The 14,276-nt window shown below is 37.6% G+C and carries 13 protein-coding genes, 1 tRNA gene and 2 riboswitches; of the genes, 13 read left to right on the top strand and 1 reads right to left on the bottom strand.

What is annotated here, in order from left to right; translation table 11 throughout:
• Positions 1-22: 22 nt before the first annotated feature.
• From lgt to ACTWP4_RS12405, 9 genes are all read left to right on the top strand, one after another.
• Positions 23-868 (top strand): prolipoprotein diacylglyceryl transferase, encoded by an 846-nt coding sequence (gene lgt, locus ACTWP4_RS12445; RefSeq protein ID WP_443129093.1) that lies wholly within the window; start codon positions 23-25, stop codon positions 866-868.
• Positions 869-932: 64 nt separating this feature from the next.
• On the top strand, positions 933-1,574 hold the full coding sequence (ppaX, locus tag ACTWP4_RS12440; RefSeq protein ID WP_443129092.1) for a pyrophosphatase PpaX: 642 nt from the start codon (positions 933-935) through the stop codon (positions 1,572-1,574).
• A 2-nt stretch (positions 1,575-1,576) separates the two neighbouring features.
• Positions 1,577-2,119, top strand: a complete 543-nt coding sequence (locus ACTWP4_RS12435) for an acyltransferase (protein ID WP_443129091.1) — start codon at positions 1,577-1,579, stop codon at positions 2,117-2,119.
• A 397-nt stretch (positions 2,120-2,516) separates the two neighbouring features.
• Positions 2,517-3,521: a tetratricopeptide repeat protein gene (locus ACTWP4_RS12430; protein WP_443129090.1), complete on the top strand. Its 1,005-nt coding sequence runs from the start codon at positions 2,517-2,519 to the stop codon at positions 3,519-3,521.
• Between the two features lie 70 nt (positions 3,522-3,591).
• Entirely contained in the window at positions 3,592-4,542 is a 951-nt protein-coding gene (gene trxB / locus ACTWP4_RS12425) for a thioredoxin-disulfide reductase (RefSeq protein WP_443129089.1), read from the top strand.
• Between the two features lie 387 nt (positions 4,543-4,929).
• Positions 4,930-5,811 (top strand): RNase adapter RapZ, encoded by an 882-nt coding sequence (gene rapZ, locus ACTWP4_RS12420; RefSeq protein ID WP_443129088.1) that lies wholly within the window; start codon positions 4,930-4,932, stop codon positions 5,809-5,811.
• 2 nt (positions 5,812-5,813) lie between these two features.
• Positions 5,814-6,767 carry a gluconeogenesis factor YvcK family protein gene (locus ACTWP4_RS12415; protein ID WP_443129087.1) on the top strand — a complete coding sequence of 318 codons (954 nt, stop codon included), beginning with the start codon at positions 5,814-5,816 and terminating at the stop codon, positions 6,765-6,767.
• A gap of 33 nt (positions 6,768-6,800) precedes the next feature.
• The gene (gene whiA, locus ACTWP4_RS12410) at positions 6,801-7,748 is read left to right on the top strand and encodes a DNA-binding protein WhiA (protein WP_443129086.1); all 948 of its coding nucleotides are present in this window, start codon (positions 6,801-6,803) and stop codon (positions 7,746-7,748) included.
• Between the two features lie 101 nt (positions 7,749-7,849).
• Entirely contained in the window at positions 7,850-8,107 is a 258-nt protein-coding gene (locus tag ACTWP4_RS12405; RefSeq protein ID WP_443129085.1) for an HPr family phosphocarrier protein, read from the top strand.
• A 195-nt stretch (positions 8,108-8,302) separates the two neighbouring features.
• Here the strand turns inward: ACTWP4_RS12405 and ACTWP4_RS12400 are convergent.
• Positions 8,303-8,375, bottom strand: a tRNA-Arg gene (locus ACTWP4_RS12400).
• 365 nt (positions 8,376-8,740) lie between these two features.
• Here ACTWP4_RS12400 and clpP point away from each other — a divergent pair.
• The 4 genes from clpP to ACTWP4_RS12380 all read left to right on the top strand — a co-directional run bounded on the left by clpP (position 8,741) and on the right by ACTWP4_RS12380 (position 14,274).
• Entirely contained in the window at positions 8,741-9,337 is a 597-nt protein-coding gene (gene clpP / locus ACTWP4_RS12395) for an ATP-dependent Clp endopeptidase proteolytic subunit ClpP (protein ID WP_443129084.1), read from the top strand.
• An 830-nt stretch (positions 9,338-10,167) separates the two neighbouring features.
• A riboswitch (SAM riboswitch) is annotated at positions 10,168-10,283 on the top strand.
• Positions 10,284-10,356: 73 nt separating this feature from the next.
• A riboswitch (SAM riboswitch) is annotated at positions 10,357-10,464 on the top strand.
• 89 nt (positions 10,465-10,553) lie between these two features.
• Positions 10,554-12,350 (top strand): PLP-dependent aspartate aminotransferase family protein, encoded by a 1,797-nt coding sequence (locus ACTWP4_RS12390; RefSeq protein ID WP_443129083.1) that lies wholly within the window; start codon positions 10,554-10,556, stop codon positions 12,348-12,350.
• A 33-nt stretch (positions 12,351-12,383) separates the two neighbouring features.
• Positions 12,384-13,397 (top strand): aliphatic sulfonate ABC transporter substrate-binding protein, encoded by a 1,014-nt coding sequence (locus tag ACTWP4_RS12385; protein ID WP_443129082.1) that lies wholly within the window; start codon positions 12,384-12,386, stop codon positions 13,395-13,397.
• Between the two features lie 22 nt (positions 13,398-13,419).
• The gene (locus ACTWP4_RS12380) at positions 13,420-14,274 is read left to right on the top strand and encodes an ABC transporter permease (RefSeq protein WP_443129081.1); all 855 of its coding nucleotides are present in this window, start codon (positions 13,420-13,422) and stop codon (positions 14,272-14,274) included.
• The last annotated feature ends 2 nt before the right edge of the window (positions 14,275-14,276 follow it).

Below are 14,276 nucleotides of genomic sequence, written 5' to 3'. Positions count from 1 at the left end.
AAAAGAACGGAGGAGATCAACTTTGGCATGTGAAGCTCCTGCACTTGATCCTGTTTTCTTACAATTAGGTCCGTTATCAATCTATTGGTATGGTTTAATTATCGCATCTGGAGCCTTTTTAGGACTATGGATTGCAACGATGGAAGCAGACAGATTAGGTGTAAAGAAGGATTATATTGTTGATTTAGTAGTATTTGCAATACCGATTGCCATTTTATCCGCACGAGCCTATTATGTAATTTTTGAGTGGGACCGTTATGTGGGAGAACCTTGGTGGAAGGTGTTTGCCATTTGGGAAGGCGGTATAGCCATTCATGGTGCTTTGATAGGTTCTGTGCTAACAGCTGTTGTCTTTACTCGAGTAAAAAATTTATCCTTTTGGCAAATTGCCGATATTGCAGCTCCAAGTATTATTTTAGGACAAGCAATCGGTCGCTGGGGTAATTTTATGAATCAGGAAGCACATGGTGGACCTATTTCAGAAGCTACATATCAAAATTTCCATCAATACTTACCAGATTTTATTATGGATCAAATGTGTATTGAAGGGACAATGTATCACCCAACCTTTTTATATGAATCGGTTTGGAATATCGCTGGTTTTATTTTATTATTAATATTACGTAAATATCCATTGCGTCGTGGTGAAATGTTCTTAACATACGTAACTTGGTATTCATTCGGTCGATACTTTATTGAGGGAATGAGAACCGATAGTTTATATATTGTTGGAGATCTGAGAACAGCACAGTTTATCTCAATTCTGTTAATCGTTTTTGCAGTGATCACTATGATCTACCGTCGTAAAACTGGGTTAGCAGACCGGACGTATCAAGGTAAAAAAATAACACAAGATAAGAAGAAATAGAGGAACTTTGAGCTTTTGCTATGTTCAGGCAAAAGCTCGTTTCACGTCATTTGGAGGTATAAACATGAAAGTAGAAACGATATTATTTGATTTAGATGGAACGTTAATCAACACGAATGAGTTGATTATTGCTTCCTTCACTCATACATTGGAAAAATACGGAGATCGTTCATATACGAGAGAAGAAATTCTTGATTTCATCGGTCCGCCTTTAGTAGATAGTTTAAAAAAAGTAAACCCAAATAAAGTGGAAGAAATGATTACAGCCTATCGTGAGCATAACTATGCCAACCACGAAAAATATGTTGAAGCATATCCCACAGTAGTGGATACCATAAAAAAATTAAAGGAATCCGGATTTCAGCTTGGTATCGTCACTACAAAATTGAGCGATACCGCTAAATTAGGTTTGAAGATTACAGGTATGGATCAACTATTTGATATTTTAATTGGCCTCGATGATGTGGATAATGCCAAACCTCATCCAGAACCAATTTTAAAAGCTATCGATGAATTAAAAGCAAATCCGATGACAACGATGATGGTCGGCGATAACTATCACGACATTGAAGCAGGTCATAATGCTGGTGTTCAAACTGCTGGGGTTGCCTGGACGATTAAAGGGAGAAAAATTTTAGAAGATCATGATCCAGACTATATGTTAGAAGAAATGAGTGACTTATTACAAATCGTTGGAGTGGAATAAACATGCGAAAAACAGATCGATATCGTGTCCATGGTGCCAATAGTTTATGGCATGTCTATAAAACTGTTCCTTTCTGGAAAGTAATCAAAAACTTTATTGTTATCCAACTTGCCAGATACACACCATTTCTAAAGTTGAAAAATGCTTTGTATCGCACCTTTTTGAGGATGGATGTTGGGAACGAAACGGCATTTGGACTAATGGTCATGTTAGATATTATGTTTCCAGAGAAAATCCGCATTGGTGAAAATACGGTAATCGGTTATAACACCACGATTTTAGCTCACGAATACTTAATTGAAGAATATCGGTTGGGCGATGTCAATATTGGCGAGGAAGTTATGATTGGGGCCAATAGTACCATTTTGCCTGGAGTAACAATTGGTGATAGAGCAGTTGTTGCAGCAGGTACGGTTGTACATAAAGATGTCGAAGCTGGAACATTTGTTGCAGGTAACCCAATGCGTGTGATCTATACGAAAGATGAAATGCAAGAACGTAAACGGAATGATACGTTCTTCCAAAAAGCTGATGATCAAACATGAGATCATCAGCTTTTTCTAATTAGGTAGGAAACTATATAACTGTTGGTATCGTAGCATTTTGGTATCCCATTCACTAGTCATATGATGAAAGTTATCGAGTGCAAAGAAATCACTTCGGCTGCCCAGTTCCCTTTCTACGGGGTTTTCTCCGAAGCTAACTTTAGTGATTCCCGAAAATGCAGGAATGAACATATACTTATACTAGATATTAGTTAAAATCTTGTCACTGAAATTATCACGGTGCTAATTGTCCGTAAAACCCCCACCAATGGAAGACTCACTTTATAAAAACCTCTTTCAATGTAGTAAAAGTGTGTTATAATGCTAAAGTCATTGTATTTAAAATGAAGGAACGATCATATAGAAAATGAAAAAGAATGGGAGGGGAATACTAAGCGTGTCTAATCCATATCAAATAGAAGGAAACATTATACCTTTCATACCTGAAGGGGATTTTTATTTTTCAAAGGGCATAGAAGCTTTTCAGAAACGAAAATTCGACCTCTCCTTAAAATGGTTTAAAAAAGCGATTGCTGATAAGCCTGATAATCCACTATATCAATGTCAGACATCGATTGTCTATACGGAAATAGGCTCCTATCACTTAGCTAATCAATTGTTGACGAAAGTGCTCTCAACACATGGTGAAGATTATGTCGATTGCTATTACTTAATTGCTAATAATTATGCGCATTTAGGCCTGTTACAGGATGCGATAAAATATGCTGGATTATATGTTGAAAAAGCGCCTGAAGGTGAATTTACAGAAGAAGCACAATCCTTATTAGAAGTATTAGATTTTGAGGAAGAGGAAGAAGACGATGATGAATGGACGTTAGAGGAAGAAGACGACGTTTTAATTTATCAGGAGACAGCTTTTTATCACTTGGAACGTGAGGAATGGGAAGAAGCGATTGCCATTTTAGAGGAAATGATCGCATTGTTCCCAGAGTTTTCTCAAGCAAGACATGAGTATCATTACGCGTTATTTTTCGTTGGTGAACGAGAAGAAGCCATTGCGATGGAAGAAAATTACCTAAAAGATCATCCAGATGCATTGTTCAGCTGTATGAATTTAGCGATTTTTTATGCTCAAGAAGACAACAAAGAAAAGCTACAGCATTATACTGTGATACTTGATAATATATATCCAATTCATGAACAGCAAAAATTAAGAATTGCTGTGACATTTACTCAAATTGGATATTACGAAAAAGCGTTAGAACGCTTCAAAATGTTGCATAAATCAAAGCTAAAAGGCCATCCTTCCTATTATAGATGGTATAGTACTTGTCAGCATTATTTAGGAATGAAAGAAGCAGCACAACATTTATGGGATGAAGGATGTAAGCAACATAATATCTTAGCAATGCAGACTCCTCCATGGAAATGGAACAAGTGAGCAGAATAGTAGACCTTTTATTTGGACCATAGGATAATAGTTATAAGATAAAGAAGAAAGGATGACAATAATGACTGGAGAAAGAATATATGATGTTATTATTGCAGGTGCTGGACCAGCTGGTATGACTGCAGCGGTTTATACATCACGTGCAAATTTAGATACATTAATGCTTGAAAGAGGAATTCCTGGTGGACAAATGGCAAATACGGAGGATGTTGAAAATTACCCAGGTTATGATCACATTTTGGGACCGGATTTGTCGAATAAAATGTTCGACCATGCTAAAAAGTTTGGTGCTGAATATGCGTATGGTGACATTAAAGAAGTCATTGATCATGGTGATTATAAAACAATTAAAGCTGGAGCGAAAGAATATAAAACGAAAGCAGTTATCATTACAACAGGTGCACAATATAAAAAGTTAGGTATCCCAGGTGAAGAAGAACTTGGTGGCCGCGGCGTATCTTATTGTGCAGTATGTGATGGAGCCTTCTTTAAAGAAAAAGAACTTATCGTTGTCGGTGGAGGAGACTCTGCGGTTGAAGAAGGTGTCTATTTGACAAGGTTTGCTAGTAAAGTGACTATTGTACACCGCCGTGATGAATTACGTGCACAAAAAATCCTACAAGATCGTGCCTTTAATAATGACAAAATTGATTTTATTTGGGACACAATTGTGAAATCCATTAATGAGAAAAATGGAAAAGTTGGTAGTGTTACATTGTTCAATAAAAACACTGGTGAGGAATATGAGCATAAGACAGATGGTACATTTATCTATATTGGAATGGTGCCATTAAGTGAACCATTTAAGTCATTAGGGATTACTAATGAAGAGGGCTATATCCCGACAAATGAGAACATGGAAACAAGTGTACCAGGCGTATTTGCTGCCGGAGATATTCGTGAGAAAGATTTACGTCAGATTGTAACAGCAACAGGTGACGGTAGTATTGCGGCTCAAGCAGCACAGGCATATATCGAAAACTTAGAAGAAGCTGTTAATACACCAAGTTAGTCGTGTAATATTTTCGACATATATACGTAATTAGAAATTAACGTGGCTGTAACACGGACGAAACATTTATTAGATATAATGTAATTAACTAATTGACCCCCTTTTTAATAAATATAAACTTGACGGCATAGGTTTCCATACCTATGCCAATTTTTTTGGTGTTCCAAATAAGAGATTGAACGTAATTTTGCTCGTACCATAAAGAAGAGTTAGGCAAATGTTTGATTAGAGAATAAGTAAAATCTGCCAAGTTAACCACTAATAGATATCGTTCAAGTAAGTAGTATCAGTTTTTTTTGGTGGTAGAGGCCATTCACTCCGTGTATAATAGAGATATAAATAAATGTTGTATCGATACATATATTGAAAAGAGAGGAGTGTTTGATCATGGGGAGACAATCAGAGGAAATCAAGCTGGTAATTATTACTGGGATGTCAGGTGCAGGAAAAACAGTCGCAGTTCAAAGTTTTGAGGATCTAGGTTACTATTGTGTCGATAACCTACCGCCAGCACTCCTGCCGAAATTCCTTGAACTGATGAAAGATGCCACAAATACTATCCAAAAAGTAGCACTCGTGATGGATTTACGGGGCAGAGAATTTTTTGATACCTTATTTGAAGCACTAGACGCACTTGGACAGGAAGAATGGTTAGAAGAGCATATATTATTTTTAGATGCGAATGATCATGTTCTTGTATCCCGTTATAAAGAAACACGACGTTCTCACCCGTTGGCACAAGACGGACTACCTCTGGAAGGTATTCATGCTGAACGAAAAATTTTGGATGAACTCCGTGGGCGAGCACAGCATTTTATTGACACGTCTAAATTAAAACCTAAGGAATTGCGCGAAGAAATTGTGCAACGCTATAGTAAAAAGGAACAAGAAATATTTTCTGTCCATACCGTATCCTTTGGCTTTAAGTATGGATTGCCGATTGATGCCGACCTAGTATTTGATGTTCGCTTCTTACCAAACCCACATTATGTGGAGCAAATGCGTCCACTCACAGGTTTAAATACGGAAGTATCTTCTTACGTGTTTAAATGGTCTGACACACAGAAGTTTGTAGAAAAAACGATCGATTTATTGCAATTTATGCTTCCACAATATAAGCGTGAGGGAAAGAGTCAGCTTGTGATTGCGATTGGTTGTACTGGTGGACAACATCGTTCTGTTGCGATCGCTGAGCATTTGGCAAAGTATTTTCAAAAAAATTATGTCACACATGTCAGTCATCGTGATATAGAGAAACGAAAGGGATAAATATGCCACAATCCGATCTAAAAAAAGTAGTAGTCATTGGTGGTGGAACGGGAATGCCTGTTCTTCTCCGAGGACTAAAACAACACCCAATTGATTTATCTGCAATTGTAACAGTTGCTGATGATGGCGGCAGTTCTGGTCGCTTACGGACTGAAATGGAAATGCCGGCACCAGGAGATATCCGTAATGTTATTGCAGCACTTTCTGATGTAGAACCAATGCTGATGGATTTATTTCAACACCGTTTTACAAAAGGAAATGGTCTTTCAGGTCATTCAATGGGCAATCTCTTGTTAGCAGCAATGACGTCTGTCACAGGAGACTTTTATAACGGTATTAAAGAGATCTCCCGAGTGTTAAATGTGAAAGGTAATATTTACCCAATTGCCAATCAAAATATGTTTCTTCATGCGGAATATGAAGATGGTGAAGTTGTAGTTGGGGAGTCCAATATTCCGAAAGCTAACAAACGTATTAAACGTGTTTTTTTAAAACCGAATCCGGTACTTCCTTTACCTGAAGCAGTTTCGGCCATTGATGAAGCAGATTTGGTTGTGATTGCACCTGGTAGTTTATATACAAGTACATTACCAAACCTGATCGTACCGCAAATTGGGGAGGCATTGCGCAATACAAAGGCAAAAGTTGTCTATGTCTGTAATGTTATGACACAAGCTGGTGAAACTAGTCATTATACAGCCTCAGATCACGTACAGGCAATCATGGACCACATCGGTACTGGATGTCTTCGATCCGTTATTGTTCACAATAAAACGATCGCTCGTGACGTGCAAATGGTTTATGCCGAGGAAAATGCTGAACCGGTAAAATATGATCTTGATAAATTACACCAAATGGGCTTGGAAATTATTGAAGAAGACATTGTGAAAGAATTAAATAATTCACTTCGTCATGATACGGACAAAGTAGCAAAAGTGTTATATTCGTTAATGTAGGCATTAGCGACTGGAAAGAGGGGAGGGAGAAAGTTGTCGTTTGCAGCAGATATAAAAAAAGAGTTAACGAAGATCGAAAGTGATGATTGTTGTCAACAGGCAGAGTTAGCAGCATTGATCCGCATGAATGGTGCTATTTCTTTTTCCAAAAATCATTATTCTTTAGATGTACAAACTGAAAATGCAGCAATTGCGCGTCGTATTTATACGTTAATTAAATCAATTTACCAAATACCAGTAGAATTATTAGTAAGAAAAAAAATGAAATTGAAAAAAAATAACGTCTATATCGTTCGGATGAATGAAGGCGTAGAGGAAATGCTTCAAGACATGGAAATATTAGCAGAACCACTACAATTTATTCGTACGATTTCTAAAAAATATACTAAAAAGCAATGTTGCCGAAGAGCTTATTTGCGCGGTTCTTTTTTAGCTGGAGGATCGGTTAATAATCCAGAAACTTCTTCCTATCATTTAGAAATATATAATTTTCATGAAGAGCACAATCAATCATTGTGTGATTTATTAAATGAATATAATCTACATGCTCGGATTTTGGAACGTAAAAAAGGATTTATCACTTACATTAAAGAAGCTGAAAAAATTACCGAATTCTTAAATTACATCGGAGCACATCAAGCATTATTTAAATTCGAAGATGTAAGAATCGTACGTGATATGAGAAATTCTGTGAATCGATTAGTGAATTGTGAAACAGCCAATTTAAATAAAACGATCGGTGCCGCATTTAGACAAGTAGAAAATATCCGTTTTATCGACAAGACAGTGGGGCTAGATGCCTTACCTGATAAGTTGCAGGAAATCGCAAGGCTGAGAATGGAACACCAAGATATTTCCTTGAAGGAACTAGGTGAAATGGTTTCTGGAGGAAAGATTAGTAAATCTGGTATCAATCACCGCCTCAAAAAAATTGATAAATTTGCAGATCAATTACGAAATGAAGAATTGACGATGAAATAAATAAGAGGAGGATTTTTCCTCCTCCATTATTTATAAGAATAAGATAAGCTATCCAATAGTACAATTAAATGATAGCGCTTACTAAACGGGAGGGGTTTAGCATGTTAGAGAAAGAAGTGGTTATTGCAGTAGATCCGGGATTACAAGCAAGACCGGCGGCTCAATTTGTACAAAAAGCAAATAGTTTTACTTCCGAAATTTTCATTGAAAAAGACAACAAACGGATTAACGCTAAAAGTATTATGGGTTTAATGAGTCTGGCTTTATCAAAAGGACATACAATTAAAATCATTACAGATGGTAATGATGATCAAGAAGCATTAGACGAACTGGTTAATTTTGTCGAAGGTAAAAAGTAATATAACAGCTAGCTATCGAGAAAGTGAAAAGATGATTAACAATTAACACTGCCTCTTGCAGTGTTTTTTATTGTAAAAAAGCAAATATCGCAATATTTTTGGAGCGAGTAGAAAAGGATTAGAAATGATAAAAAACACTTCCCAGTCTGATTCAGAACGTGAGAAGTGCATTTGGAGCTTACCTGTTATTATAAGCGCGCCCGGAGGGATTCGAACCCCCGACACATGGTACCGGAAACCATTGCTCTATCCCCTGAGCTACGGGCGCATAAAGTGTGACTTCTGTCAGTGGAGTTTTTGCGTCCACTGGTGGTTAACGAAATTTATCAGGTTTTTAACGCCCTTTATCCCCCACTAAGCTTATTTGATTACTTGAACTATGAGATGTGGGATTTTACGTGCGATTAGTACCATGATAAAATGCGACAAGAATAATTATAGCGAATCGCACGTATAATTTCAATACATAAATCAAACTTTGAATATTTGAACTTAAAGGTTTAAATCGTTATGGTTAAGGGTAGGATGAAATTAGAAAATCAAATCGTTTGACCTTTTTTGACCATTCGGTTAAGATAAAAATAGTTAAAATTCATGATTGAAAAAAGCAAGTGTTAAAAGGAGGAATTTTTCATGAACTTAATCCCTACAGTTATTGAACAAACCAACCGAGGCGAACGTGCATATGATATTTATTCACGCCTTTTAAAAGACCGAATTATTATGTTAGGCAGCGGAATTGATGATAATGTGGCAAACAGCATCGTTGCACAAATGTTATTTTTAGCAGCAGAAGATCCAGATAAGGATATTTCACTATACATCAACTCACCGGGTGGTTCTATTACAGCAGGTATGGCGATTTATGATACAATGCAATTTATTAAACCAAATGTATCAACGATCTGTATTGGTATGGCAGCATCTATGGGTGCATTCTTATTAGCGGCTGGTGAGCCTGGTAAACGTTATGCGCTACCAAACAGTGAAGTGATGATTCACCAACCATTAGGTGGTACACAAGGGCAAGCGTCTGATATTCAAATCCACGCGAACCGTATCATCGAAATGCGTAAAAAGTTAAATCAAATTCTTGCAGACCGCACTGGTCAACCAATAGAAGTAATCGAAAAAGACACAGACCGTGATAATTTCATGCCAGCTGAAAAAGCAAAAGAGTATGGTCTAATCGATAAAGTAATGGAAAAGAAACCAACTGACTTAAATTAAAGAACAAAAAGTGGCGGAACTAACCGCCGCTTTTTTTATAAGTGGAAAGTGTATAACTGTTGGTATCACAGGGTTTTTGTATCTTATTTATGTTTAAAAAGTGTAATAAATAAAGATATAGTTGACTAGTCATGTTGTTTATGATGAAAGTTTAAGTGTGCAAGCCACCCGCTGCGGCTGACCGTTTCGCTTTCCAAGGGGCATGCTCTTCAGCTAACTTTTGCAGGAGGAGTTCGCTCCTGCAAAAGTGGATCTTCAGATCATGCTATTCCCTTAGGAGTCGAAACGGTCGGCCTCCGCTATACCTTTTTTTACAACGAATATCAGAAAAAGTATATTGGTTTTAGAACCATTTGAGTGATGCAAATGCCATATTTTTGCACGTTTACAGGGATAATAACCCAAGTTGCTAGGTCTGACAAATGTTGTAGCGCATGCATTAAGCGAAGGCGCCCACTTCAACTCCTGTGGGACTCGTTTGCCCTGAAGATCCACTTTTTTTGAGCGGCTTTTGCTCGAAAAAGTTAGCTGAAGGGCAAACCCCACGGAAAGGGGAGTGGACAGCCGGAGTGGTGATCAAATGGTCGATATATTTCATAATGGCTACCAACCTCCACAGACCTCATCTTTAATCAGAATGTAACGAAGCCTACGTAGAAATAATTTTTACGAGAGTAGCCGGTAAAATCAAAAAGTTGAACTGGTGCTTATTTGGAGGCCTCACTTAATTTGCATTAATTTTCAGAAAACATGTTGACATCATGTGGTCATCATGCTAAAGTATTATTTAACGATAGCAAAATACGAGTAAACAACTCGGAATTATATACTTCTTATCGAGAGAGGTGGAGGGATTGGCCCTATGAAACCTCGGCAACCATTAAATGAAACGTCATTTAATACAGGTGCCAATTCCACTAAGCATTAACGCTTAGAGAGATAAGAGAGCGAATAGTAATATTCCAGTCTCTCTATCTCAATATAGAGAGACTTTTTTAGTGGACAATTAAATAATGGAACTCTTATCCAGAGAGGCGGAGGGACTGGCCCGATGATGCCCAGCAACCATTAAGCAACGGCTTAAAAGGTGCTAATTCCTGCAGGATACTTATCCTGAAAGATAAGAGGAAGACTACTGTTATGTCAGTTAAGCCTTCTTCTTATTGAAGAAGGCTTTTTGAATATTCAGAAACTTGACTTGGGGAGGAAATAAATAATGACTGATTACAAACGTTCTACTTACGATCCGGAAACAATTCATTTACATGGAGGGCAAGCGCCAGATCCGACAACAGGTTCACGAGCAGTACCGATCTATCAATCTACTTCTTATGTGTTCCACGATACAGAGCACGCAGAAAGATTGTTTTCACTTGATGAACCAGGAAATATTTATTCCAGAATAGGTAATCCAACGGTAGATGTTTTTGAAAAAAGAATGGCTCTTTTAGAAGACGGGGTTGCAGCTGTCGCAACAGCTTCAGGGATGTCAGCTATTACCCTATCGATCTTGAATCTAGCAAGTGCAGGGGACGAAATTGTCGCAGGTGTTAACTTATATGGTGGAACATACAATTTATTTAATGTAACACTCCCACGCTATGGCATTAATGTTAAATTCGTTGACCCAACAGACCCTGAAAATTTCAAAGAAGCCATTACAGATAAAACAAAAGCCGTATATGGTGAAATTATCGGTAACCCAGGCTTACAAGTATTAGATGTAGAAGAAGTATCTGCAATTGCACATGATGCAGGCATACCATTAATCATTGATAATACTTTTGCTACACCGTTCGGCTGTAAACCGATCACGTTAGGAGCAGATATTGTTGTTCACTCTGCTACAAAATGGATCGGTGGTCACGGTACATCAATTGGTGGAATCATTGTCGATGGTGGACGTTTTAACTGGAATTCTGAAAAATACCCAGCTTTTACTGAGCCAGATCCAAGCTACAATGGCATCCGTTATGCGGTGGATTTCGGAACATTGGCATTTATTACAAAAGTTCGTGTTCAATTATTGAGAGACTTTGGTGCTGCACTTAGTCCGTTTAATGCCTTTCAATTATTACAAGGTTTAGAAACATTGCATATTCGTATTGAACGACATAACCAGAACGCATTGGAGCTTGCAGAATACTTAAATGAACATGAAGCAGTGGAATGGGTGAGATATCCTGGGCTTGAAAGTCATCCATCTCATGAGTTAGCAAAACGAATCTTAAACAATGGTTTTGGATCAATCATTGTATTTGGTATAAAAGGTGGACGTGATGCAGGCCGCGATTTAATCAATAATGTTGCACTATGGTCCCACGTTGCCAACGTTGGGGATGCGAAATCATTGATTATCCACCCAGCTTCAACAACACATCAACAGCTGACAAAAGAAGAGCTAGATAACACAGGTGTTACAGAAGAATTAGTTCGTTTATCTGTAGGGATTGAGTCAGTAAGAGATATTAGAAATGATTTAGATCAAGCACTTGTAAAAGCAACTGGAATTGGAGAAGAGAAAGAAAGACAACTTGTTGTGAACGATGAAGGTATCATCAAATGGGCATTGAATTCTCCATATGAACGATACATTGAAAATGGCGAAGAAGTAACACGGCAAAAAACATTAGCTATTGTAGGTCTCAGTGGAAAAGAAGCAAGACCTAGCTACCGTCTGGCAAGAAAAATGCAGCGACTAGGCTATAAAATTATTCCGGTCAACCCAAGGGAAACAGAAATTCTTGGAGAAAAAGCTTATCCAGATCTAAAAAGTGTTCCGGTTGATATCGATATTGTGCAAGTTTTCCGCAGTCCTGATGCAGCAATAGAGATTGCCAAAGAAGCAATTGAGGTAAATCCAAAAGTGTTCTGGCTACAGGAAGGTGTTGTTTCACCAAAAGCAGAGGAAGTAGCGCTTGAAGGCGGGTTGCAAGTAGTTCACAACCGTTGCACATATAAAGAAGCACAACGATTAAGAGGTACAATTTCCACATATGCATGTGAAATCTAAAATTTAATAAAACAAAAAAGGGGACAATTTACAATGAAGAGAATACCGTTAATTGATTTGAGAAGTTTTTTAGCGATTGCAATATTTGGAATTGTTTTAATTTTAGCAGTAGGCTGCTCATCTGACAGTCAAGCTGATGAAGGGAAACCATCGGAAATCCGCTTAGACTATGCTTATTATTCGCCAACAAGTCTAGTATTGAAGGAATTCGGATGGGCAGAAGAAGAATTTGGTAAAGAAGACATCGAGGTAACATGGACTCTAAGCCAAGGTAGTAACAAAGCAATAGAATTTTTAAATAGTGATAGTGTAGATTTCGGTTCAACAGCAGGTGCAGCTGCACTTATCGCTGAATCTAATGAGGTACCGTTAGAAAATGTGTATGTCTATTCTCAGCCTGAATGGACAGCATTAGTTACCAATGAAGGTTCAGGAATTGAAAAGATTGAAGATTTAAAAGGGAAAAAGGTAGCAGCGACTCTTGGTACAGATCCATATATTTTCCTAGTAAGAGCACTTGATTCGGTTGGAATGTCAACTGATGATATAGAACTTGTCAATTTACAACATGCTGATGGTGGTAATGCACTCGTAAATGGTGATGTAGATGCATGGGCCGGTCTTGACCCGCACATGGCAAAGCATGAATTAGAATCAAATACGAAGTTATTTTTTAGAGATATCAATCTTAACACGTATGGATTTTTAAATGTTCGAGAAGAATTTGCTGAAAAGCATCCAGAATATGTTGAAAAAGTAATTAAATTATATGAACGAGCTCGTCAATGGACACTTGATAATCCAGAAAAAGCAGCGGAACTTTTAGCAGAACAAGCTGGTATTAGTGTCGATGTAGCAAATATCCAATTAGTAGAGAGAACAGATTTATCTAATCCAATACCAGGAGAAGAACATGTGGAAGCAATTACCGCTGCAGGAAATGTACTAAAAAGTGCAGAAGTATTAAAAAAAGAAGATGATATCGAAGCATTAACAAATGAATTGATTAATCCGGAATTTGCGGAAGCAGTAATTGAGAAAGAGTAAGTGAAACTTAGGAGGGGCACAAATGGCTAAAGATCAAAATCAAGCAACGACTGCCGGATATGTGCAGCCGGTTCAATCAAAGGTGAAAGAAAAGAAAACTTCCAATAATAAAAACAACCTTATACAAACGATCTTAATTGGTAGTATTTTTCCTGTCATTTTAATCGTTATATGGGAAGTTCTGAGTCGTGCTGGTGTTGTCCCTTCTAATCAGCTTCCAGCACCGACAACCATTCTTGATAAAATTATTAGTATGGCACAAGATGGATCACTTTGGGGGCATGTGTGGATTACAACCTATCGTGTATTAGTTGGATTCGTAATCGGTACAGTAGCAGCCATTATTTTAGGAGCGTTTGTAGGATTTTATAAAAAAGCAGAGCAATTATTTGATCCAATGATTCAGGCGTTTCGTTCCATCCCATCTTTAGCATGGGTACCATTATTTATTTTATGGATGGGTATTGGTGAAACATCAAAAGTTGTGATGATTGCAGTTGGGGTATTTTTCCCTGTCTATTTGAATATTGTCAGTGGCATTTTAGGTGTAGACCGTAAATTAATTGAAGTAGGAAAAATGTACGGATTAAATACATTTCAATTGGTGAAGCGGATTATTCTTCCAGCTTCGTTACCTTCTTTTTTAGTAGGAATGCGTAGTGGTTTAGGACTAGGTTGGATGTTCGTGGTAGCAGCAGAATTGATGGGGGCAAGTCAAGGTTTGGGCTTTTTACTTGTCTTTGGACAGAATATGTCACGTCCTGAAACGATTTTAGCAAGTATAATTCTATTTGCGATCATCGGAAAATTAACCGATTGGATTTTAAAGCTGGTAGAAGATCGTTCCTTGCATTGGCAGGATCGTTTCGAGAAATAAGG

The organism is Gracilibacillus sp. D59, from assembly GCF_052246695.1.
GTDB lineage: Bacteria > Bacillota > Bacilli > Bacillales > Amphibacillaceae > Gracilibacillus.
The sequence above is the reverse complement of the archived record's forward strand: the minus strand, read 5'-3'. Positions and strand labels throughout refer to the sequence as shown.